The following is a 23,084-nucleotide window of genomic DNA, read 5'->3' as shown; positions in this document are numbered from 1 at the left end:
CTTAGTGCACAAAAAACACTACCAGAAGGTGCTTCCCTGATGTCGTGCCCTGTTAAAACCCTTCAATCAGGCGTCATTGTAACGCGGGAATACGTGCGGCTTTACTACTGAAATTCACACTTATTCGGCTGGACACCTGACTCGATATCTATAGATTGCCCACCACGGGACGTGATGTTTATGAGTGCATGTTTTCACTCATGGCGGCAGTGGGGACTATTGTTGTCGTGCATTGCGTTTCAGGCGTACTGAACGAGGGACAATTTTATGAGTAACCTGTCGCTGGTGGTCTTGTCAGACCACTGTCACCACGCATTGGGTGAATACTTCAGATCTCTGGATCTGTTTGAGAAGGTAGACTCCTATCAGCCGGAATTTCTCGACCCGGCGACCAAGGCCACAGTCAAAGACAATCTTGGAAACTATGATGTTATTTTCACATCGTACGATAAGGGCGACGATCTCAGCATTGACGCGCTAAAAGGCAAGCATGGCAGCGCGGTTATCCCGTTCGCTCCGCTGGTCTTTTATGGCCTCCAGCCTGATGTCGGCTACGTCATCTCCAAAGGCGAGTTCCTATACAACCCGGCACTGGCTGGAGATTATCACTACTCCGTCATTCTCGAGCTGATGAAGCGCGGCCTTGATGTGGAAGATGTCATCCACCTACTCGTGCGCACGGCACCCGGTGAAACAATCGATGTCCAGGCAACTTGGGACTCTGCGGTCAGCAGCTATCAGAACGCCGAGAAGGATTTCGACGTTAAGATTGCGGACTTCATCGCTTCCGAAAGCAGAAAGTCTCAGACATTCTACAACTTCAATCTTCCGGCAGGAAGCGTACTCGGCGAGCTGGGCGACCGTCTGGTCAAACATCTCGGTGAGAAAGCAACGCCGCGTCTGATTCCACCGGCTGCGAATGATCTCGTCACACGCTCTTATTTTCCGGTTCCGGATTACCTCGCCGAAGCACTGGGGTTTGAATACCGCACGTCTCAGGTCGTACGAGGCAAGGTAGAAGGCAATTCTATCGACGTGTCGCGTGAAACGGCAATGCGTATGAGCGCAAAATTCTTCGCCGAATTCTGCCGCTCGAAGAAATGCAGCATCATGGATCTGCAACCGCTTACACCACTCAAATTCGCTCCGGCGATGGCATAGTCATACCCGCTGGCGACGCTCTCAACTCCGATACATCTGTATCGGTGGGGCGTCGCTAAGCATATCTGGCCAGGACGACGCGTTTTGGGGTTTCGGGCGTTGACGCCACCTACGGCGTATAGCTTTATGAACACGTCAGTTGCGTTCAGGTCGGGAATAATTTCAGGCCCGCATTAAGTGTACGATTTGATATGTTCAGAGAAATAAAAAGCACCTCACGTGCGAGAAGCAAAAAAAGCGCAAAGCAACGGCTTTTTATTCTCGATCCAGACCTGCAGATCGGTACCGGCCACAACTATCAGACATCTGTCCGTGTGGCTGCCAGTGCAGTCGAGTCTGGCTACGCAGTCACCATTCTGGCCAACCGCCACTTTCCCGAATCGAAAGCACTTAACAAGAAGCTCGGCTTTTCAATCCGTGCGCATTTCAAAGCGCTGGCCTTTGATTTTCCGGGCATCTCGGAGGGCCGTCGCCGTATTCCGGTAGAGTTCAACGACGAATACGAGCTGCATGACTGGGAAATCCATCTCCAGCAATTGCTCGCAATTGACGAGGAACTCCGTTTCACCGCGGACGACACATTCTACTGCCACACAGTCTCCACGCCGCTGGCGCATGCATGGTTTGTTTTCCTTATGCTGCGGCCGGACCATCTGCGTCCGAAACTGTATGCGCAAATCTACATTCTTCCGGAGCTCATTCAGGGCGAGCGCGTTGGCAATTATACCTTCTGCGACATCCTGAATAAGTACAATCAGCAGGGCTTTATCGGCCGTTACGCCTTTTTCCATACAGAGACAATCCGGCTGCAGAAGACGTATGAAGAACAGGTCGGCCTTCACTTCCCAATGATGGTTGGCCCTCTGCCCGACCACTGTTTCGAGCAGCGCATGGGCGACGACCCGCGGCCGGTTATCGCCTTCCTTGGTGAAGCGCGTCATGAGAAGGGCTTCCAGCTTCTGCCCGGCGTGATTGACCGGATGATTCAAGAACTGGGCGATGATTTCCAGAAAATCCGCTTCCAGCTGCAGACCTTCTCCTCTCCGCTGAATGACACCGTCGAGATCAAGACAGCCCGTCGTACGCTGGAAAACCTCGCCAAAACGTACGACAACATTCAAATCCTCGGTAAGCTCTCAACCGAAGAATACCAGACGGCCATCGACGAAACCGATATCTGCTTCCTCGGCTATGAACCGGAATCCTACCGCATTCGCGGGTCTGGCGTTGCCGTTGAGATGCTGGCTGGCGGCAAAATGCTGCTCACCTCACCGGATATCGACGTTGCCGAAACTTTCGACGGTTACAATCTGCTTGTCCCGTCAGAGTTCTCTGCCGGTTCTTTCGCCGAAGCTCTGCTGAAGCAACTCAAAAAAGCGAAGTTTGACCGCGCATCATTGCGCGCAACTAAGAGCGGCCTCGAATATTATGCAGAAAGCGGCTTTTTGGGCCGCCTGTTCGAACTGCATGAGAAGAACGCCGAGGGCTTTGATCAGCCGCCGCTAAAAAATTATCAGGGCGCCGTCGTCTATCTCGCAATGGGCGGCGATTCGGGTGGCTCGGAATTCGTGCAACGCGGGCACCTCAAAGCGCTTAAAGATCTCGACGTTCTCACGATCATGATCGACATCCCATGGCCGTTTCAGGACGCGAACAGCTATAACGCCTGGAAGAAAGAACGCGTCAGCCGCTTCTTCAAAAGCTGGGATGATTTCGAATTTCTGCCGCTATTCGGATCAATGCTGTCCGGACGGATAGCCGAAGCAGGCTTCTCAAATCCGCAGTATATGGACAAGCGCGAAAACCTCGCTCACTCGGCGCAGCGCTCCTATATGGAACGGTTTTTCGGTCTGAACAGCACCACGAAGATGGCGCTGGACCGGTTCAATCTCAAAGGCATTTTCACAAACTATGCCTACTCTCTGCCAATGGTCCGCAACGTCTTTTCCGACGTGGATGCGCCAGTGGTGGTGGAGCTTCATGACTGGCTGGAGCACCAGAATCGCATCCGTCGCAAGCTTCGCGACAAAGGCGATTTCGACACACGCTGGAACAATGAACTCGACAAGCGCGAGCGTCTCGACGAGCAGAAAACCTCTGAACTCGCAGACTATGCCATCGCGATCGCAGGTCCGCTCAAAGAAAGCTATGAGACCGAAAACAATAAAGTCGAAGTGCTTCGTCCGATCCCGATCGCGGGCCTCTGGGATCATCGGGTCGACATTTCAGATCCGGTCGCGTGCGAAACCTATCTGAAGGATAATATCCAGAAAAACGTCTACATGAAGACGGCTATGCTGCTGCACGATGTGGACACGGTTGAAGTCGACATGCTCTACGTCGGCACCAGCCACCCGGCGAACAATGTGTCGCTTCTGTCCTTCATCGAGAAGACCTTCCTGCCCTTCCTTGCGCCAAGAGGGTATCGCCTCTTCATCGCGGGTAGCATTTCGCGCGTCGTCAACGAAGTCGATGAAACGCAGCTGGCCAAGTATCCAACCTCGATCGTTCCATTAGGGCGCGTTGATGATCTTGGCGTGATCTACCAGATGGCCAAAGTCACCGTGCTCTCGATTACCGAAGGCACAGGCTTCCCGACCAAAGTCATCGAGACGCTGAGCGACGGACAGGCTTTCGCGATCAACGACCGCGCGCTTTACGATCTTGCAGACGAAGCCAAAGAGTATTTCCACGTCGCCACCTCGCCTGAGGATATGGCTGACGATATTCTCAGCCTTCTGGAGAGCGAAGACGCCAGACGCCAGCGCGCTCAGGACGGCTTCCGTTTCGCAAGCAAATATTTCTCGCACGACCGCTACTATCAAAAGCTCGCCGAGTATTTCGAACTCGAGCCACCGGCAGAGCCGTACGAAGAAACCGTCGACGAACACCGCGAGGCTGTGCCCTTCCCTGTCCGTATCGAGGAAGACGAGTTCTTCGAGTTCGAGAGCAAAACCACCTACACGATCAACGGCCAGATTCTGAAGCATGACTTCATGCTGGGTGACTGGAGCTTCCCTGAAGCTGCGCACACCTGGATGGACGGTCGACGCGCGGGCTTCCTGTTGCGCGCCCCTAAGAATGCAGGTGTTCCGCATCGCATCTATCTGGCCGCGAGCACTGTGGGCGATCTGGTCGCTTCCGGGCAGACCATGACCGTCCTTATCAACGGCGAAGAGATCGGCACATATAAGTTCAACAAGAACTTCATGCTGTTCGACATCGGCATCCCGCCGGGCGCAATCCTGCCAGGCGGAACGTTTGTTATGGAGTTCGTCGCCAAGCTCACGGCAGATGTTCCAGGTGACGTCCGTGATCTGTCCATCAGCGTCAAAGAACTCACCATCAAGTGCGAAGAAGGCGCGGCTATCGCTCCTGCTCCCGAGCCTGTTGCGCCGGCTGCAGCGCCAGAACCAAAACCGGAACCGGTTGAACCCAAGTCAGACATCATTCCAACGCCTGTCAAAGATGGCGAATGGCAATTTGTGTCCGCAGCATCGGGATTTGATGGCACCTCCCTTGATGAGGGCTGGAGCCATATGGAAGCAGATGGTGTCTGGCTCGTCGGTTCGAGCGGCGTCATCCACGTCGGCTGGAACAGTTTCGATACCCCAAAGCGGGTGGAAATGTTCCTGTCTACAAAGACGCTCGCCCTAGATGAAGGCGCTTTGAATCTCGTTTTCTCGGTCAATGGCGTTAAAGCGCACGAAGAACTGATCGATACCGACCAACGCTCTATCCTGTTCGATATCCCGTCTGATGCTTTGTCCGATGATGATGTCTACCGCATTGAGCTCGCACCGGACCGGAACTTTGTGCCTGAAGGTGATTTGCGCACGCTGTCTGTGATGCTCTCAGGCTTCTCACTGGCCTCTTCACTGTATCTGGCTTCGCATCCGGATAAGACAGATGCGCCAGCGCCTGCCGAACCTTCGGAACCGGCGCCAGCTTTCGCAGACACCACAGAAACGCCATCCACGCCTGATGATGTTCTGGCGTCCGGTCGCGACTTTGAATCCGAATTTATCATGATGGGGCGTGTCGCAGACATTCCTGTGAACACAGTCGTAAAGTCATCTCTGTCAGGCGGTCTCAGCGCCGGGCAAATGGGTGACTGGAGCTTCCCTGAATCAGGGCACCAATGGATGGAGGGCCGCGAAGCCGCGCTCGTCGTCAGGCCGAAAGATGGATCTAGCAAGATAGAGAGCCTGAAACTGGATATCTCTTTCTTCCGCGATCTGGTGATCAATGCCACGCCATACCGGATTCTGATCAACGGCGAAGTTCAGCATGCCGACAGCGCCCAAGCTGGCGAGCAACACCTGATCATTGATCTGCGTGATGCCGAGCCTGCAGAAACCTATCTGATCGAATTCATCATAGGCGGCGAAGGTGGCCTTGCTCAGGATGGCAGACAATTGAGCCTTTGCCTGAATGGTGTCGCAATTTACGATCATCTTGTTACACCAACGCCTGAAGCAACTGATCGCGGCACCGCGACCGGCATTTCTGCCGCGCGCTTACGTCAGCGGGTTGTCGAAGGAATCAAACGCCGGATTACAAACCGTACTCTGCGCTAGAAACCGAGGAATTTCGATATGAGCCGACACGCTCCTGTCCTGACCGCTCTTTTGCTCAGCTTTGGCCTCGCCGCATGCGGCAATAGCAATGAAACGCCCGCCAGCGATGACGTTGCAGCCTCTGCGCCACCCGTCGAAGAAACAGCGATCCCGTCACTTTTTGCGAACGGTATCGTTTCCGACGATGGTGTTCTGGAGGGCGAATATGCGCCCAAGCATGACGGCGGCTGGATGTCATCCGAAAGCATGCTGATCGAACTCAACCTGACACGTAGTCAGGGCAATATCGTGGTGAGCTACACCCCATACTTCCCGACAAATGGCGAAATCGAATCCCGCTCCGTCAGTTTCCAGTTCAATGACAACGAGCCGGTCGTCGCGGAAATCGCCTTCGCCGACATGGAATCACGCTACCAGGCGAAAGAAGTTGAAATCCCATTCAGCGTCGACACCAGCGAAACGACAGGCCTGCTGCGCATTAGCGGTGAACAGCTTGGCAGTCCGGCTGATTTCGGCGAAGGGGACGACATTCGCAACCATGTCGCCTATATCCGTGAAATCGATATCGTATCCGGAACAGTTGCTCCGGAATAAACCGAGCTTCCGAACAACAGGACGCCTCTTCGCGTATGAATGAACTTACCCGTATCCAGCCTGAAAGCGCTGTCTCATCAAACACGTCTCCCGTGCAGACGCTGCTTGGCGAGTTGAAGCAAACGCTTTCCCTGCATCGCTTCTGGCTGGCCTTTGCCTGGGAAGATATCAAAACAAGCTACCGCCGGACCTTTTTCGGCGTGCTCTGGATTACGATCACTTTTCTGGCCTTTGTGGGCGTGAAAGCGCTGATCTTTATGCCGATCATGGAGAGCCCGCGCGGACCCAACTATTTCATTCTTTATCTGACGTTCGGCGTTCTGGTCTGGCAGTTCATGAATAACATTGTGAACTCGGCCACCACGATCTTTCAGGGGTTTGAAGGTTGGATCCGGAATGACCCGATCCCGATCTCCGGCTACCCGGTGATTATTGTCATACGCTGCTTGTTCAATCTTTTGCTGACAGCTATCGCTGCGGTCGCTGTACTGGCCTTCTACAGATATCCGGTTGGACTGGCTGCGCTGACGCTGATCCCTGCGCTATTCCTGACGATCTGGACCTCATATGCGGTGACGCTTCTTATTGGCGTGATTTCGCTGCGGTTCCGGGACTTCGGCCAGTTCATGCAAACGACCATGCGCGTCACATTCTTCCTGACGCCGATCTTCTGGTTTCCCGAAGCCCTGCCAAACGCGATGAAATATCTCTGGTGGAACCCGTTCACCCACTTCCTGTGGCTGTTCCGAACGCCCGTGCTCGACAATGAAATTCCTGTCGACAGCTGGATTTTCACATCCGTGCTGGCGCTGATCGTGACGGTACTGGCATTTGGTCTCTATGCGCGCTTCCGCAAGCGCATGGTCTTCTGGTTCTAGGGGCGCAACATGGTTCATCTAATCGCCAGAGACGTAACAATCGCCTATCCGGTCATCGGCCTGAACAAGCCCGAAGAACGCGTAAGTTCCGACGCGTCGGGCCGTGGTGACGTTGTTGCCCGTCAGAAGCGTTCATTCATTCTCGCGGTCGATAATTTCAACGTCGACCTTCGCGCGGGGGCGCGCCTCGGCATTATCGGGCGCAACGGTTCAGGCAAGTCGACCATTCTGCGCGCGCTTGCCGGCATTTATACGCCGACAGCGGGCACGGTTGAGACGCAGGGCCAGATTTCTTCACTGCTCAATGTAGGCCTCGGCACGCGTGCCGAATCGACAGGGCGCCAGAATATCTATCTGCGTGGCTATATGCGCGGTCTGAACAAAGATCAGATCGCTGAAGTCGAGCAGGAAATCATCGACTTTTCCGAGCTTGGTGACTTCATCGACATGCCGGTGCGGACCTATTCGTCTGGCATGGCTATGCGGCTGTCATTCTCCATTGCGACAACCTTCTCTCCGGAGATCTTGCTGCTCGACGAATGGATCGGCGTTGGCGACCGCGATTTTCAGGAAAAAGCGCGCGACCGTATGAAGAGCCTTCTGGAGTTCTCCGGCATCACCGTACTCTGCAGCCACAACACCCGCATCATACGCGAGGCCTGCAATCGCGTGATCTGGCTGGATAAGGGGCGCACCATGATGGATGGCGCACCTGAGGACGTTCTTGCCCAGTATGAAAATGCGCGTCGCATCAAACGCGTAAATCCGAAAAAGCTGGAAAACAAAGCATAAAAAAGCGCCGCAGTTTCCTGCGGCGCAATTCTTTAAGCTGGCCTGTGCTTAGAGCTTGCCGAGCATGTAATCCGCGCTGGAAACCTCAAAGCTCGGGCCTTCTTCAACGTTCAGCTGCTCGACCACGCCGTCTTTAACGACCATGGAATAGCGGCGCGAACGCTTGCCCATGCCGAAGCCGGAACCGTCCATTTCGAGGCCGATCGCATCAGCAAAAGCGCCATTGCCGTCTGCGAGCATAACGACGTCTTCGCCGACGGACTGGTCTTTGCCCCAGGCATCCATAACGAATACATCGTTCACGGATGTGCAGGCGATTGTGTCGATGCCTTTAGCTTTCAGATCGCCTGCTTTCTCTTTGAAGCCCGGCAGGTGCTTAGCGGAGCAAGTAGGCGTGAACGCTCCAGGAACTGCAAAAAGCGCTACGGTTTTGCCTGCAAAGAAGTCAGCAGACGCGACCGGCTCAGGGCCGCTTGCACCCATCGTCATGAAAGTTGTTTCAGGTAGTTTATCGCCGACAGAAATGCTCACGTTCGGGTCTCCTCAGGTCAGGTTTGTTTCATCTAGCCTTACCGAAATGCGATGGCTCGCGCCAGTGTGAACCGTGCTCTGATCGCGATTGTATGACCTGCCACTTGCCAGAATGCCTGCTTCGGGAGACGATAGCGTCAATTCTTCTGGAGCTATGATGGAATTGCAGGAAACCGAAGGACTGATAGGCAAACTGCTCATCGCAATGCCCGGCATTGATGATGAGCGCTTTGAGAAATCTGTCATCCTGCTCTGCGCCCACACCGAAGAGCATGCCATGGGCATTGTCCTGAACAAGGAAATGGGCGATCTGCGCCTGCCAGACCTGCTTGATCAGCTGAATGTGCCCATTCTCGGCCTGTTACCGGATGAACCCGTGCTGCATGGCGGCCCTGTTGGTCAGGATCGCGGCTTCGTTATTCATTCTGAAGACTTTGAAAGCGCTGGCGCGACGGTCAACATCACGGATGGGCTACGTCTCACTGCGACGAAAGAAGTCCTGAACGCAATTGCGTCCGCTGACCCGCCGATTCGCAGCCGGTTGGCGCTTGGCTATTCAGGCTGGGGCCCGAATCAGCTTGAAGCCGAATTGAAACAGAATGTCTGGCTCGTCGCAGATGCCGACGAAGACATTATCTTCGACACCGATTTTGATGAAAAATGGGAACGGGCGATGAAAAAGCTCGGCGTGTCTCCATCCCAGCTTCAGCCGGGCACAGCGGGCCGCGCCTAGGCTGACTCAAACCCTTCGTTCTTCAGATAGCTAATCACATCGCTGCGCGTCATCGGGCGGGCATAGGCATATCCCTGCACATAGTCACAGCCGATATTCTGCAGGAAAGCGACCTTTGACTTATCCTCGACGCCCTCTGCGGTGATCGACATACCAAGCTCGCGTGCCAACTTGCAGACACCATTTAGCACCGTATCGACGCGCGGCGAGCCCGCCATCTGGGTGAGCTGTGGGTCAAGCTTGATCGCACTCGCCGGAATGGCTGCCAGCCAGGCAAGCGAGGAATGGCCGGACCCGAAGTCATCCAGAATAAGCGTCACGCCGGATGCACTGAGCGCAGCAGCCGCGGCAACTCCGTCATCGAAGTCGCGCAGAGCCGCCTGCTCGGTCAGCTCAATACGCAAAGCCTCTTTCGAAAATCGGCCCTGCCCCATCAGGTCTTCTACGGTCTGGATCACGTCAGCCTGAAACAGGTCGCTGCCGGTCAGATTGACCTGCGCATGCACTGAATCCGCGGGGAATGCCGCTGACCACTCACAAAGCGCATCGCCTGTCTGTCTCAGCATTTCGATGGCCAGATCAGAACCCGTGAACGGATGCCCGGAGATGGAGAATTCACCGACCGGGCGCAGCTTATTGTCATCATCGCGCCAACGGGCGAGCGCCTCAAAGCCGACCGGCTTCTCATCGGAAATACGAATAATCGGCTGGAAGACGGCTTCGATGGCTGGTCGCGCGCGCACATCATCTACGGCGTCCGCCAGGAATAGAAGACCGCGCGCCTCGCCGTCCTCACCACGCGCGCCAACCATGCGGAAACGACGACCATCCGCCATAAGCAGGAGGAGTGAAATATGTCCCTGACGGGAGGTCAAAGCGCCCTCAAGCGCACGAGCCGACAGCCCTTTCAGCAGCGACTGAAATGCACCAAGCTTCCAGTCACCTTCAATTTCGGGAATGACAGCCGCGCCATGCGCACGAATGCGCAGATGTCCTGACGCCGGGTTCCAGTCCCAAACGCTGACACGCGCAGCTTCAAGAGCTGCACTGCGATCAGGGGCCAGTTCGGACAGGTTATACTGCGCGTCACTCATACTTTGCTCCACGGGCACACCGGCGGTCAGAGGTCATCTTCAGGACGGGTGATGCCAAACAGGCGATGATCCTGCCAGGCGCCATTTATGCGCAGATACTTTTCTGCATACCCTTCTTCGCGAAAACCGGCATTCAGCAGAACCCGGGCAGACGCTTCATTATCCGGAATACAGCCTGCTTCGATACGATGAAGGTTGAAATCATAAAAGGCAAACCGAACCATGCGTTCCACGGCGCGGGTCATACGCCCCTGCCCGCCCCAGCGTTCGCTCATCCAATATCCGAGCGTGCCCATTTGCGCGACGCGGCGACGGACATTGGACAGATTGATGCCGCCAATCACTTCGCCTTCATCTGTATGGATCAGGAACATCACCGCGCCGCTCTGATAGCGGAATGCACGGCGCGCATCACGCACCATCAGACGATAGCGGTCCTCATCGAGCGCATCTTCCGCCCAGACAGGCTCATAGGGCTTCAGAAATGCGTGATTTTCTGCACGTGCGCGGCGCCAGTTCAGATAATCACCCCTCGACGCCAGACGCAGCAGAAAGTCTGCACCACCAACCTCGAGCTCAATGACATCGTCGCTGAACAGGCGCCCCAGCATGAAACGCCGCGCTTAGCGCGCCCCGCCTACACGCTCGCGGATATATTCGCGAACCTTGCCGAGGTCGGCTTCCAGACGGTCGAACTCTTCATCGCGTGCGAGGAATGATTCGCTCCGCTCTGGCAGAGGCGGTGTCTTGCCCGTGACTTCGGAAATCGTCTCAGGGAATTTCGCGGCATGCGCCGTTGAGAGGATGACATCAACGCAGTCGGTTGGCACTTCCCGCGCAGACGCGGAGCCAACGGCCGTGTGAGGGCATTGCAGCGTGCCTGTCTCATCATAGAGGCGGTTCATCTCGCGCGCAGTGACGTCGTCATCAATGCTGACAGCTTTCACGCCAACGCATTTCAGCGCGCCCTTGGACTGGTCGTCCAGCTCAGCCTCACCGGACTGGGTGAAGCTGTCATAGAAGTTTTTCAGCTTAGAAGGCTCACGGCCCATGACTTCAAACAACAGGCGCTCCGCATTTGACGGAAGCGCAATATCCATTGCCGGGCTGTGCGTTGCAATTGCAGAGCGTTTGGACAGGCTACCCGTTTCCATCAGGTCGACCATGGTGCGATTGGCATTCACAGCTGAAACCAGCTCAAGACCATTCAGCATGCCGCAGCGCGCCGCTACATAGGCCGCCAGAGCGTCACCGAAGTTGCCGGTAGGCACAACGAAGCGCAGCTTGCGGTCCGCGCCCAGCGCGCCCTGAGCCGCCGCGAAATAGACAGACTGAGCCGCAATACGGGTCCAGTTGATGGAGTTCACACCTGACAGGCTCACTTCATCACGGAAGGCTGTGTCGCCAAACAGAGATTTCACGATCGCCTGACAGCCGTCAAAGTCGCCATCGAGCGCAAGGTTATGCACGTTCGATGCGCCGGTAGACGTCATGAAGCGACGCTGGATCGGCGAGATACGGCCATATGGGTGAAGAATGAAAACGTCGACCGAATTCAGGCCCGCAAAGGCCGCTGCGGCTGCGCCGCCCGTGTCGCCGGATGTCGCGCACAGAACCGTCAGGCGTTCACCGCGCTCGGCCAGAAGATGATCATAGATTTGCGCGATGATCTGCATCGCCACGTCTTTGAACGCCAGCGTCGGGCCGTGGTGCAGTTCAAGAAGCCAGCGATCCGGTCCAACCTGATTGAGCGGCGTAACCGACTGGTGCGCAAAGCTTGAGTAAGCCTTCTCAACCAGCCCCGCCATGACGTCCGGCGAGATGGACCCTGCAGAGAATGCGGACAGAATACGTGTCGCCAGTTCGAAATAACTTTCGCCCGGTTTAGCCGGTGCGAGCTTTGGATATTCGACAGGCGTGTAGAGACCACCATCCGGTGCCAGACCGGAGAGGCAGGCATCTGCAAAACTTACGGGGCCACTTCCACCACGGGTCGAGACGTATTCCATCACTCGCTTCCTTCTTTCGCGAAGCCTGTTTATGCTGATCTAGCTGAAACGCAACCGGCCACGCGCCATATGCAGCGCGATATAGACGCCAATCATACCAAGCGCGAGACCAAACCATGTCAGCGCATAGCCGAGGTGACGCGCTGGTGGCAGATTATCCAGATTGGCAATGCTCACATACGGGTTAGGAATGCGTCGGTTGACGATCTCGTTATTGGCCAGCGCAAATTGGGTAATCGTCTCAGGCTCGAAGAAACGGGCATCTTCTGCCCCGCTTAGCCCAAGATGCTGTGCCAGCGTTACCGCCTCGCCCGTATACCACATGTTGCGTTCGGGAATGTCCTCTGGCGTCAGCATGGTCCGGCGACCATCCGGCACGTCTCTATAACGACCAACGATTTCGACTTGCGCTGCGCGCGTCGCGAGCCGTTCGGAAGGCTCGGTACCGCTGATCAGGCCGAGATCGACGAACAAAGGTGCGTCCGAGCAGACATCCTCACCGGCTTCATCGGTCAGACAGCCCGTCATCGCCTGAAACACCCGCCATACGGCATCACCATCATATGTGGAGTAGATAAATTGAGGCGGCGCGTCCAAAGGCGTCACCGACAGCGCAAAGGTTTCTGTCAGGCCGATACCCTGCTCAGCGTTCTGCTTTTCGCCATAGCGCTGCCATTGCCAGCTGCCGAGATAGATCAGCACTGCAAGCGCCGGGATCATCAAAAGGCTCATAATAGGCATTGGACGAAAGGTCATACGTATAACTCGCTAATCAGAAGGCTAACGCCGGATGTGAAAAAGGCCTGTCATGCGACAGGCCTTTTCATAATCGAAGTCTACAGGCTGGCCTAGTGGCCTAGAACCAGCTTCGGCGTCACGTAGACGAACGCGAAGAGGAAGAGCCAGACAACGTCGACGAAGTGCCAGTACCATGCTGCAGCTTCGAAGCCGATGTGTTTCTTCGCAGACATGCCGCCGCCAAGAATACGGAGCAGGCAGACGAACAGGAAGATCGTACCAATGATCACGTGCGCGCCGTGGAAGCCCGTCGCCATGAAGAATGACGCACCATAAAGAGAACCGCTGAAAGAGAAGCCCGCAGTGGAGTACTCGTACGCCTGCAGAAGGCTGAAGATGAAGCCGAGCAGAACAGTGATCACGAGGCCGTTGCGTGTACCTTCACGGTCGCCATGCTGGATCGCGTGGTGAGCCCATGTCACTGTCGTACCAGAGAGGAGTAGGATCAGCGTGTTGATAAGCGGAAGGTGGAACGGATCGAATGTCTCAACACCTGGAGGCGGCCAGTTAGCCCATGCAGAGAGGTTCTCATAAAGCGGGTTAGCAGAGTCCCATGTACCGCCTGCGCGGGCACCGTGGAAAATAGCCAGCTCGAAGAATGACCAGAACCATGCGACGAAGAACATAACTTCCGACGCGATGAACAGGATCATGCCATAACGCAGGCCGATCTGAACAACAGGTGTGTGATCGCCAGCGCGGCTTTCCTTGATAACGTCGCCCCACCAGCCAAACATGACCCATGCGATGATCAGGAAACCAAGCAGCATGATCCAGATTTTGCCTTCAGTGAAGAAGGTGTTTCCAAGATAGCCAAAGAGGCTGATCTCATCGCCGGTAACTTCAGTCGCCAGACCCTTCATGAAGGTCACGGCACCGATTGCGAGAACAAAAAGGCCAATAGAGGCCAGAAGCGGCCACGGTGATGGATTGACCAGGTGATAATCGTGTTTGACTTCGGCGTGCGCCATGGAATTCCCCTGCAGCTGTTCGCACGTTCGCGTTTTGAATGACGTGTTAGTGTTCTGAAACCAAATCGCCAAGAGATGCAAGCGATTCATTGCCATCATCTGCCCGATAAAAGGTGTAAGAAAGCGTAATTGTTCTCACATCGTCCAGCTGAGGCTCTTCATCGATAAGCGGATTGATGAAAAAGATCACTGGAAGCGTCACCGTTTCACCCGGCTGGTAGACCTGCTCGTCATAGCAAAAGCACTCGAGCTTGGTGAAATACGGACCAGCCTTGTGAGGCGTCACATTATAGCTCGCCATCGCACGGACCGGTACATCAGACGTATTGGTCAGTTCAAACTGGATGAGTTCGGTCGCGCCAACATTCAGCGTTGTCATGCGCTCAACCGGCCGGAACTCGAACGGTACGTCAGCGACGTTCGCATCAAGACGCACAGTGATCTGGCGATCCAGAATATCGTCAGGACGTTCTGTGGCATCCTGCGTGGTGCCGCCAAAGCCCGTCACTTTACAGAATGTGTCGTAGAGCGGCTTTGAAGCAAATGCGAGGCCGAGCATGGCCACGGCAACGCCTGCAATAGATGCACCTAGAAGGTTCTTATTCACTGGTTGTCTCCTCCGCTGGTTCCATTCCGGGCGGAGGTCCCTCGCCTGCCTCGACAGGCGCTTCATCCATCTGCCAGCCTGCTGTTTCTTCCTGCCAGTCCTGTGGACGGGCGATTCCCCCCTGCAGCTTCACCACGGAAATACCGAAAATGAGTAACATGAAGGCGACAAGAATGATCGCAAGCGCAGCGTTGCGCTTCTTACGCGCATTCACCTCTGCTGCTGACAGCGGGCGTTCGTATTGATTAAATTCGTTCAAGGTCAGACTCCAGCCCAGATCGCAAGATTTGGTGAGGAGAAATATAGACCGAAACCGTGCTCAACAATGAGTGCGCCAAATAGTAGCGCCAGGTAGAGGATAGAAAACGCAAACATGCCGAGGGCGAGCTTGCGATCTTTCGCTTCCATATCGAGATCACCGGCTTTCGAAGCGAACACTTTCACAGCAAAGCCCAGGAAGACGACACCACCAACAGCTGCGATTGCGGTGTAGATATATCCGCCTGTGCCAAATGCTGTTGGAAGCAGCGTGACCGGCAGAAGCAGGATTGTGTAAATCAGGATCTGAAGACGTGTGTTGGATGCGCCCTTCACGACAGGCAGCATTGGCACACCGGCCTTCTCATAGTCTTTGTTCGCAACGAGAGAGAGCGCCCAGAAGTGCGGCGGCGTCCACATAAAGGTGATCAGGAACAGTGCCCAGGCTTCTACTGGCATCGTACCCGTTACGGCGGCCCAGCCAATAACCGGAGGAAACGCGCCTGCCGCACCACCAATCACGATGTTCTGGTGCGTCGAGCGCTTCAGCCACATCGTGTAGATTACGCCGTAAAAGAAAATCGAAAATGCGAGCAGCGCGCCAGCCTGCCAATTCGTCGCCAGCGTCATGATGATCACAGACATGATCGACATGAAGATACCAAGCGATAGCGCATCGCTCGCCTGAACACGTCCTGCAGGAAGCGGGCGCGTGCTTGTGCGCGTCATCACCGCATCAATATCGGCGTCATACCACATATTAATGGCACCAGCGGCTCCAGAGCCAAGTGCAACCGCCAGAAGCGCCGCCGCGCCTGTCAGCCAGTGAATGCCGGATGGCGCTGCCACCAGACCAGCCGCAGCCGTGAAGACCACGAGCATCATAATGCGCGGCTTCATTAGCTCGAAATAATCGCGGACGGACGCCGCTGATGTGGTCGCGTTCATAGTCTGGTCTGTCATGTGTCGGTTCTGATCAGCTTATCTGGTTCTACGCACCAGCGCGAGTACAGCTAGTGCGGCGAGTATGACAATCGAGCCGATGATGCAATACATCCCAAAGCCCGAGATGCGGTTCCATACTTCGAATTGGCCCTGATAGTCCATATCGAACAGGCCGGAAGCTGACATATGTGACAATCCTGTCGGAGCGAACATCAAAACCAGACCCGCCATATAGGCCAGCCATTGCAGAAAAGACAGGAAACCATTCGGTTTCCGCCCAAGCGCAGCAAGTCCCCAATAAACAACGGCGATCCCGAGCCAGCCCGCCGTCAGTAGCGCAGGGAACTGATATTGAGTGAGCGCGAAGCTCGTCTCGGTAATCTGCGTATCAACCGAAGCCGCCCGCGCGCCGAGCAGGACAAGCCCGCTCAAAGCCAGCATTGTGATCACCAGACCTTCAAGGGCCAGACGTGCCCCGAGGTTCGGAGATAACGCCGCGCGAAACTTTGAAAACCCGAAGATAAAAAGGCAGGCAACCGCAATCGAACCGAAGATTATGAAGTTCGGATCAACCGAAAACGGCATGTCCGAAATCCGAATCGGCCCGTCAGGCGACACCGCCACGCCTTCTTCGAAATTCTGCTGGGATGTCTTGAAAAATGACACAAGGCCCGCGCCAGCTACGATGACAACCAGCCATAGGACTGACAGGGCGAGGAACTGTTTTGAGAAGATGAAACGGACCGTCGCGATCAGCACGGCCATAGCAATCAGGCCGATAATGATGAGCGGCGGATAGAACTCAGGTTGGCTGAACATCCAGGTGATATGTTGCACCCAGTCGCCATTCTCCGGATTGAACAAGTCCATTCGGGACACCTTTTCGAAGATTACGCGCGAAAACACGTTCCTAGGCACATTCTATGCCAGTTCGCCATTTTATCCGATCAGAACTTTACCGCAAAAAAAATCGGGCCCAATCGGGCCCGATTTCTGATTTCGTCTTTCCAGACAACTTACTTCACTTTTGGAAGCTCGTTGAACTGGTGGAATGGCGGTGGAGACGGAAGTGTCCATTCCAGTGTTGTCGCATACTCGCCCCATGGGTTCGCATCTGCTTTGCGACGACGGACCACACTTTCGATGACCACTGCAAAGAAGAAGAACAGAGACGCAAGGATGAACAGGTAACCGAATGAAGACACCTGGTTCCACAGAACGAAGCCGTCAGCATAGTCGATGTAACGACGTGGCATACCCTGCAGACCAAGGAAGTGCTGCGGGAAGAAGACAACGTTCGCACCAATGAACATCAGCCAGAACTGAATACCAGCGAGGAAGCCGTTATACTTGATGCCAAACATCTTCTCATACCAGTAGAACCAGCCCGCGAAGAGCGCGAATACAGCACCGAGCGACAGAACGTAATGGAAGTGAGCTACCACATAGTATGTGTCGTGCAGAGCGTGGTCGACGCCAGCGTTAGCCAGAACAACACCTGTCACACCACCAACGGTGAAGAGGAAGATGAAGCCGATAGCCCAGAGCATTGGCACTTTGAACTCGATAGAGCCGCCCCACATGGTCGCGATCCATGAGAAGATCTTGATGCCTGTTGGAACCGCAATGATCATCGTTGCCGCAACGAAGTAAGCCTTCAGGTCAACGTTCATACCGACTGTGTACATGTGGTGTGCCCACACGATGAAGCCGATGAAGCCGATAGATGCCATAGCGTATGCCATACCCAGATAGCCGAAGACTGGCTTTTTGGAGAAGGTCGATACGATGTGAGACACAATACCGAAGGCTGGCAGGATCATGATGTAAACTTCAGGGTGACCGAAGAACCAGAACAGGTGCTGGAACATGATCGGGTCGCCACCACCGGCAGGATCGAAGAAGGTCGTGCCGAAGTTACGGTCTGTCAGAAGCATTGTGAGCGCGCCAGCGAGAACCGGCAGAGACAGAACCAACAGGAACGCCGTGATGAGCATAGCCCATACGAAGAGCGGCATTTTGTGGATCGTCATGCCTGGTGCGCGCATGTTCAGGATGGTCACGATGAAGTTGATCGCACCCAGAATAGAGCTGATGCCCGCAATGTGGAGTGACAGAATGAGAAGGTCCATCGACGGGCCCGGGTGACCGGTTGTCGAAGACAATGGCGGATAGAGAACCCAGCCACCGCCGAAACCGTTACCGGACGGACCACCTGGAACCAGCATAGAGACAACAGCCAGAAGGAAGGCTGCTGGCAGAAGCCAGAACGAGATGTTGTTCATGCGTGGGAACGCCATGTCAGGCGCACCAATCATGATCGGAACGAACCAGTTACCGAAGCCACCGATAAGAGCAGGCATAACCATGAAGAAGATCATGATCAGGCCGTGATAAGTGATAACCGTGTTGTAGAAGTGCTTAGCAGCTTCAATCTTCTCGGCCTGTGTCGCACCCTCAACGCCCCAAAGAACGAAGTGTGTGAGCGGGCCGATTTCAGGAGCGGCGAGCTCCATACGGATCAGACCGGACAGGAATGTACCGACCAGACCGAAGATGATAGCCGCGATGAGGTAGAGCGTACCAATATCCTTGTGGTTCGTAGAGAAGAACCAGCGCTGGATGAAGCCGATTTTGTGATCGTCTTCGTGGTGAAGCTCATCTGCAGGCGTAATAGCGTCCATAGGCATATCTATTTGCTCCTAACCTATTACTGAACCGAAGCGAGCTGAACAGGAGACTCGTTGGTGATCTCTGCCAGATACTGGCGAGCGTCCTCAACGCTGTTTCCTGTTACACGCTCAAGCCACGCTTCGTATTGCGCTTGAGTGACGACGCGGATTTCGATCGGCATAAATGCGTGATCTTTACCGCACAGCTCTGAACACTGACCGTAATAAGTGCCAGTCTCGTTTGCGAGGAACCAGAGTTCGTTCAGACGGCCAGGAACCGCGTCTGTTTTGATACCGAAAGCTGGAACTGCAAATGAGTGGATTACGTCAGAAGCCGCTGTCTGCACACGAACAACCGTATCAACCGGAACAACCATTGGCAGGTCGACCGCGAGGTTACGTGGTGCATCAGCAGTACCTTCAGGTTCGTCAGGAAGGCCGCGGTGGATCGGGTTGGACACGAACTCGACCGGGTAATCGTCAACGATCACGTCGGTGTAAGTGTAGGTCCAGTTCCACTGGTTACCTTGCGCCTTCACGTTCACGACTTCTGCCTCATCAACGTCAGGGAAGACGTCGCCGCGGTAGAGAAGGGGGAAGCTGAAGTATGCGATGAACAGCAGGATGATCACCGGGACAAGTGTCCAGACAATCTCAATCATCGTGTTGTGACTGAATTTGCTTGGAACCTTGTTGGCCTTCGCGTTGTATTTAACAGCAACGATGATCAAAAGAGCGAGTACGAAGATCGTCACAGGAATGATGATCCACAACAGAATGTTATGGAAACTTGTGATCTCTTCCATGAGTGGTGAGGCGGCAGGCTGGAAGCCCAGCGCGCCATCTCTAGGTACACCATCCGCCATAGCGGGCAGTGACAACAAACTAAGCAAAGCAACGGCGATCCAGCGCACGCTCTTCTCCCCTGGCTACAAATCGAAAGTGACTTTCACGGTAGGCCTTAAAGCCTGACAGGCGTTTGCCAAGCCCCAAAATGTCACACTTGTTCCAAAAATTGGACTTTTCCGGTATCATTTCCACATTGATTTGAACACTAGTTAAATATCGAAACTAGGTCATGCGGAGGAATGAACAATGCGAATTATGCTTACTGCCCTCGCTTTTTCAGCGCTGAGCTTCAGTGCAAATGCTCAGGTAGTCGTCTACGGATCAGGTCTTGGACGGCAATGTTATGAAGCCGCTGAAACCAGCCGAATGACAGCGCGTGCCGCCATCGGGGTGTGCACAAATGCGCTGACTGAAGGCACAATGACCCGTCAGGACCGCGTTTCAACGCTTGTGAACCGCGGAATTCTCTATATGCGCGATGGCGAGTTTGAAACGGCGATGGCTGATTACAATCACGCGCTTGAATTGGACCCTGATAATGCCGAAGCCTTTCTCAACATGGGCGCGGCTTACATATACCAGCAGGATTACGCCCCTGCCATAGAGGTCCTGAACCGCGCGATCGAGCTGGAAGCCAACCATCTCTGGGCGGCCTATTATAATCGGGGTATCGCCCATGAACAAACGGGTGACCTGACGTCTGGCTATTGGGATTTCGTTCGGTCGCAGGAGCTTAATCCTGACTCTCCGCTACCTGCCCGTCAGATTGAGCGCTTCACTGTAGAGGAGCGTCCTGTCGAACCTGACGCCTGATTCGGCGCTGTTTCGTCGCTCACAGAATGCAGCCAGAGCGCCGATTCTTATGGATCGGCGCTTTGCACATCTGCGAAACACTCCTAAGTCTCTATAAGAACGACCGTACATAAGTAGAAAGCCTTCCATGTCCCTTCCTTTCGATCTCGATACAGCTCGCAAAACACTCGCTGACGCCGTGAGCGGCGCAGATGATGGCGAAATCTATGTGGAGCAGACCCGTAGCGAGAGCTTTGTATTCGACGATGGCCGTTTGAAATCAGCCGCATTCGACACAGGACAAGGCATGGGCCTGCGAGTCGTCGCGGGTGAAGCAACTGGCTTTTCGCATGGCAGCGAACTCAGCGACGACGCGATCAGGCGCGCTGGTAAAACGGCTGCTGCTGCCAAGCGTGGCTACTCCGGTGAACTGGCTGAAGGCCCTCGCCCGATCAACCGTCGCCTTTATGACCCAATCGATCCGACAGAATCTCCTGACTTCGGCGTCAAGACATCCCTGCTCGCTGAGATTGATGCCTATGCCCGCGCCAAAGATCCGCGCGTTGTGCAGGTGTCTGCAAGCATCGCAGGCTCTCACAAGCATGTGACGATTGTCCGTCCTGATGGCGCAGTGTTTGAAGATGTTCGCCCGCTCGTACGCGTGAACGTATCCGTCACCATGGAAAAAGATGGTCGCCGCGAGAGTGGATCGGCTGGCGCTGGCGGCCGCGCGGCATATGAAGAATGGATTGCGCCGGACCGCTGGAAAGGCCTCGTCGAGCGCGCCATGAAAAAGGCCGAGACCAACCTTGAGAGCATCCCAACACCTGCGGGTGAGATGGAAGTCGTACTCGGGCCGGGCTGGCCTGCCGTGCTACTGCACGAAGCGGTCGGCCATGGCCTTGAAGGTGACTTCAACCGCAAAGGCTCTTCCGTTTATTCCGGTAAAATCGGCGAACAGGTCGCCGCTAAAGGCGTGACCGTTGTCGATGATGGGACAATCGAGCGCCGCCGCGGCTCACTCAGCGTGGATGATGAAGGCACTGAGACGCAGCGCACGGTTCTCATCGAGGACGGTATTCTGAAAGGCTATATGCAAGACCGTCAAAATGCCCGTCTTATGGGAGTTGCGCCAACAGGCAATGGACGCCGCGAGTCTTACGCCTCCCTGCCAATGCCGCGCATGACAAACACCTACATGCTGGGCGGCCAGGATAATCCAGAAGACATGATCAAATCCGTGAAACGCGGCATCTGGGCTGTCGACTTTGGCGGCGGTCAGGTGGACATAACCTCCGGTAACTTCGTCTTCCAGTGTACCGAAGCTTACATGATTGAAGACGGCAAAGTCGGCGCACCGGTGAAAAACGCGACCCTTATTGGTCACGGCCCGACGGCGCTGAACCGCGTATCCATGATTGGCAATGACTTCGCAATGGATGACGGCGTCGGCACATGCGGCAAAGGCGGCCAGACCGTACCGGTTGGCGTTGGCCAGCCAAGCCTGAAAATTGATGCCATTACAGTTGGCGGTGCGGGATAACCACCTGCGCTGCAATACATAATCGACAAATCTGACGTAACGGCCTAGGCAAACCCCATCAATAATTGATGGGGTTTATTCATGGCTGGTTTTAATCTGATGGACATGCTCGCGCGCACTAACAATGGTGCAGGCATAACACAAATCGCTCAGCAGTTCGGACTAGACGAAAGTCAGGCGCAGTCAGCAGTCAGCGCTTTGCTTCCTGCTTTGTCTTCAGGCCTTCGACGCAACGTCTCCCAGCCGGGCGGCCTGGAAGCCCTGATGGGCGCGCTGCAGAACGGTAATCATGGTGAGGTGCTGGACAACCCTGAACGTCTCGCGTCAGAAGAAACAGTTCAGGACGGCAACGCCATTCTCGGCCACATTCTCGGCTCTCGCGATGTCAGCCGTGCGGCCGCGTCACGTGCGTCTGAACAGACAGGCATCTCAAGCGATCTTCTGAAACAGATACTACCGGTCGTCGCCAGCATGGCGATGGGAGCACTTTCTAAACAGACGGAAGATCAGAGCGTCGCCGGCATGCTCACAAGCGCACTCACCGGCGGGGCACCGCAGGCAGGCACACGCTCTGGTGGCGGCGGACTTCTGGGCGGCCTGATGGGTGCACTCGGCGGCGCAAACCAGTCCGCACCTGAGTCACAAAACCCACTCGGCAGCCTCGGCAATCTCCTCGATGCCGATGGCGACGGCAACAGCATGGACGACATTTTTGACATGCTGAACCGCCGATAAGTCAGCACACATAAAAAAGGCGGCCCCCTGGGGCCGCCTTTTTTCGTATCAGGATGTCGTATCACCGCTATCCGGGAACTCGCACTCGACAAGCTCCTCATCAGGGATCTCGCGCATGTCGTCCCCTTGTGCGAAGCGGAACGGATAGAAGATCGCATCACGTGCACCCGGCGTCAGCGTGCCTTCGACATCTATCACCTGAAATTCCGCGCCTTGCAGCGCGTTCCGGCTTGGCAAACAAAAAATCGGCGCTGAACAGATCACACCATCCACGATGATCGTCTCGCCATAATCCAACAGGCGGAATTTGGTGAGGCAGCGCCCCTCCATTCCACTGAGAGCAGCAACAGCCGGATAAATCGGATGAGGGTGCGTCACGACACGCACTTCATTCGAAACTTCATTATCCTGCGCACTTGCAGGAGCCAGCGCCAAAAGCGCCGCGGTCAGAATAATCGAGATACGCCGAGCTGTGTTCGTCATAGTCCGCTCTATACACCTAACCGGATGCAGATACAAAAAGAGCCTGCAGTACGCAGGCC

General features: G+C 55.2%; 22 protein-coding genes. 9 read left to right on the top strand and 13 right to left on the bottom strand.

The window, feature by feature from the left end:
• Nucleotides 1–267: 267 nt before the first annotated feature.
• The 5 genes from G523_RS0110015 (at nucleotide 268) to G523_RS18915 (ending at nucleotide 8,005) form a co-directional block, all read left to right on the top strand.
• Nucleotides 268–1,161: a WcbI family polysaccharide biosynthesis putative acetyltransferase gene (locus tag G523_RS0110015; protein ID WP_022694924.1), complete on the top strand. Its 894-nt coding sequence runs from the start codon at nucleotides 268–270 to the stop codon at nucleotides 1,159–1,161.
• A gap of 314 nt (nucleotides 1,162–1,475) precedes the next feature.
• On the top strand, nucleotides 1,476–5,741 hold the full coding sequence (locus G523_RS0110010) for a glycosyltransferase (protein ID WP_199285721.1): 4,266 nt from the start codon (nucleotides 1,476–1,478) through the stop codon (nucleotides 5,739–5,741).
• 18 nt (nucleotides 5,742–5,759) lie between these two features.
• A complete protein-coding gene (locus G523_RS0110005; protein ID WP_022694922.1) occupies nucleotides 5,760–6,335 on the top strand; it encodes a hypothetical protein in 576 nt (191 codons plus the stop codon).
• Nucleotides 6,336–6,370: 35 nt separating this feature from the next.
• On the top strand, nucleotides 6,371–7,213 hold the full coding sequence (locus G523_RS0110000) for an ABC transporter permease (RefSeq protein WP_022694921.1): 843 nt from the start codon (nucleotides 6,371–6,373) through the stop codon (nucleotides 7,211–7,213).
• Between the two features lie 9 nt (nucleotides 7,214–7,222).
• Complete coding sequence (locus G523_RS18915; protein WP_022694920.1) at nucleotides 7,223–8,005, top strand: ABC transporter ATP-binding protein; 783 nt, start codon at nucleotides 7,223–7,225, stop codon at nucleotides 8,003–8,005.
• A 48-nt stretch (nucleotides 8,006–8,053) separates the two neighbouring features.
• On the opposite strand, the gene G523_RS0109990 is transcribed toward G523_RS18915, so the two are convergent.
• Nucleotides 8,054–8,536 (bottom strand): peroxiredoxin, encoded by a 483-nt coding sequence (locus tag G523_RS0109990; RefSeq protein ID WP_022694919.1) that lies wholly within the window; start codon nucleotides 8,534–8,536, stop codon nucleotides 8,054–8,056.
• A 154-nt stretch (nucleotides 8,537–8,690) separates the two neighbouring features.
• Here G523_RS0109990 and G523_RS0109985 point away from each other — a divergent pair, with 154 nt between their 5' ends.
• On the top strand, nucleotides 8,691–9,269 hold the full coding sequence (locus tag G523_RS0109985) for a YqgE/AlgH family protein (RefSeq protein WP_027441615.1): 579 nt from the start codon (nucleotides 8,691–8,693) through the stop codon (nucleotides 9,267–9,269).
• On the opposite strand, the gene G523_RS0109980 is transcribed toward G523_RS0109985, so the two are convergent.
• The 11 genes from G523_RS0109980 to coxB form a co-directional block, all read right to left on the bottom strand.
• Complete coding sequence (locus G523_RS0109980; RefSeq protein WP_022694917.1) at nucleotides 9,266–10,363, bottom strand: EAL domain-containing protein; 1,098 nt, start codon at nucleotides 10,361–10,363, stop codon at nucleotides 9,266–9,268. The two genes, G523_RS0109985 and G523_RS0109980, sit on opposite strands and share 4 nt — an antisense overlap.
• 26 nt (nucleotides 10,364–10,389) lie before the next feature.
• Entirely contained in the window at nucleotides 10,390–10,974 is a 585-nt protein-coding gene (locus G523_RS0109975) for a GNAT family N-acetyltransferase (protein ID WP_022694916.1), read from the bottom strand.
• A 12-nt stretch (nucleotides 10,975–10,986) separates the two neighbouring features.
• The gene (gene thrC, locus G523_RS0109970) at nucleotides 10,987–12,372 is read right to left on the bottom strand and encodes a threonine synthase (RefSeq protein ID WP_022694915.1); all 1,386 of its coding nucleotides are present in this window, start codon (nucleotides 12,370–12,372) and stop codon (nucleotides 10,987–10,989) included.
• A gap of 39 nt (nucleotides 12,373–12,411) precedes the next feature.
• Nucleotides 12,412–13,128 (bottom strand): SURF1 family cytochrome oxidase biogenesis protein, encoded by a 717-nt coding sequence (locus tag G523_RS0109965; RefSeq protein ID WP_022694914.1) that lies wholly within the window; start codon nucleotides 13,126–13,128, stop codon nucleotides 12,412–12,414.
• A gap of 92 nt (nucleotides 13,129–13,220) precedes the next feature.
• The gene (locus G523_RS0109960) at nucleotides 13,221–14,141 is read right to left on the bottom strand and encodes a cytochrome c oxidase subunit 3 (RefSeq protein ID WP_022694913.1); all 921 of its coding nucleotides are present in this window, start codon (nucleotides 14,139–14,141) and stop codon (nucleotides 13,221–13,223) included.
• A gap of 46 nt (nucleotides 14,142–14,187) precedes the next feature.
• Nucleotides 14,188–14,748: a cytochrome c oxidase assembly protein gene (locus G523_RS0109955; protein ID WP_022694912.1), complete on the bottom strand. Its 561-nt coding sequence runs from the start codon at nucleotides 14,746–14,748 to the stop codon at nucleotides 14,188–14,190.
• Nucleotides 14,741–15,007 carry a hypothetical protein gene (locus G523_RS18910; RefSeq protein ID WP_022694911.1) on the bottom strand — a complete coding sequence of 89 codons (267 nt, stop codon included), beginning with the start codon at nucleotides 15,005–15,007 and terminating at the stop codon, nucleotides 14,741–14,743. Before G523_RS18910 ends, G523_RS0109955 begins: the two co-directional genes overlap by 8 nt.
• A gap of 2 nt (nucleotides 15,008–15,009) precedes the next feature.
• Nucleotides 15,010–15,969 (bottom strand): heme o synthase, encoded by a 960-nt coding sequence (locus G523_RS0109945; RefSeq protein ID WP_022694910.1) that lies wholly within the window; start codon nucleotides 15,967–15,969, stop codon nucleotides 15,010–15,012.
• An 18-nt stretch (nucleotides 15,970–15,987) separates the two neighbouring features.
• Nucleotides 15,988–16,821, bottom strand: coding sequence for a hypothetical protein (locus G523_RS0109940; protein WP_022694909.1), 834 nt, complete (start codon nucleotides 16,819–16,821; stop codon nucleotides 15,988–15,990).
• Nucleotides 16,822–16,967: 146 nt separating this feature from the next.
• Complete coding sequence (gene ctaD, locus G523_RS0109935; RefSeq protein WP_027441613.1) at nucleotides 16,968–18,635, bottom strand: cytochrome c oxidase subunit I; 1,668 nt, start codon at nucleotides 18,633–18,635, stop codon at nucleotides 16,968–16,970.
• A 26-nt stretch (nucleotides 18,636–18,661) separates the two neighbouring features.
• Entirely contained in the window at nucleotides 18,662–19,537 is an 876-nt protein-coding gene (coxB, locus tag G523_RS19910) for a cytochrome c oxidase subunit II (RefSeq protein ID WP_233347283.1), read from the bottom strand.
• A 181-nt stretch (nucleotides 19,538–19,718) separates the two neighbouring features.
• On the opposite strand from coxB, the gene G523_RS18900 reads away from it, so the two are divergent.
• The 3 genes from G523_RS18900 to G523_RS0109915 all read left to right on the top strand — a co-directional run bounded on the left by G523_RS18900 (nucleotide 19,719) and on the right by G523_RS0109915 (nucleotide 22,542).
• The gene (locus tag G523_RS18900; RefSeq protein ID WP_022694906.1) at nucleotides 19,719–20,285 is read left to right on the top strand and encodes a tetratricopeptide repeat protein; all 567 of its coding nucleotides are present in this window, start codon (nucleotides 19,719–19,721) and stop codon (nucleotides 20,283–20,285) included.
• Between the two features lie 127 nt (nucleotides 20,286–20,412).
• Nucleotides 20,413–21,807 (top strand): metalloprotease TldD, encoded by a 1,395-nt coding sequence (tldD, locus tag G523_RS0109920; protein ID WP_022694905.1) that lies wholly within the window; start codon nucleotides 20,413–20,415, stop codon nucleotides 21,805–21,807.
• A gap of 81 nt (nucleotides 21,808–21,888) precedes the next feature.
• On the top strand, nucleotides 21,889–22,542 hold the full coding sequence (locus tag G523_RS0109915) for a DUF937 domain-containing protein (RefSeq protein ID WP_022694904.1): 654 nt from the start codon (nucleotides 21,889–21,891) through the stop codon (nucleotides 22,540–22,542).
• 48 nt (nucleotides 22,543–22,590) lie between these two features.
• Here the strand turns inward: G523_RS0109915 and G523_RS0109910 are convergent, their stop codons facing one another.
• A complete protein-coding gene (locus G523_RS0109910; RefSeq protein ID WP_022694903.1) occupies nucleotides 22,591–23,025 on the bottom strand; it encodes a hypothetical protein in 435 nt (144 codons plus the stop codon).
• Between the last annotated feature and the right edge of the window lie 59 nt (nucleotides 23,026–23,084).

The organism is Ponticaulis koreensis DSM 19734 (assembly GCF_000420665.1).
GTDB lineage: Bacteria > Pseudomonadota > Alphaproteobacteria > Caulobacterales > Hyphomonadaceae > Ponticaulis > Ponticaulis koreensis.
This window is presented reverse-complemented; position numbering and strand designations above follow the sequence as displayed.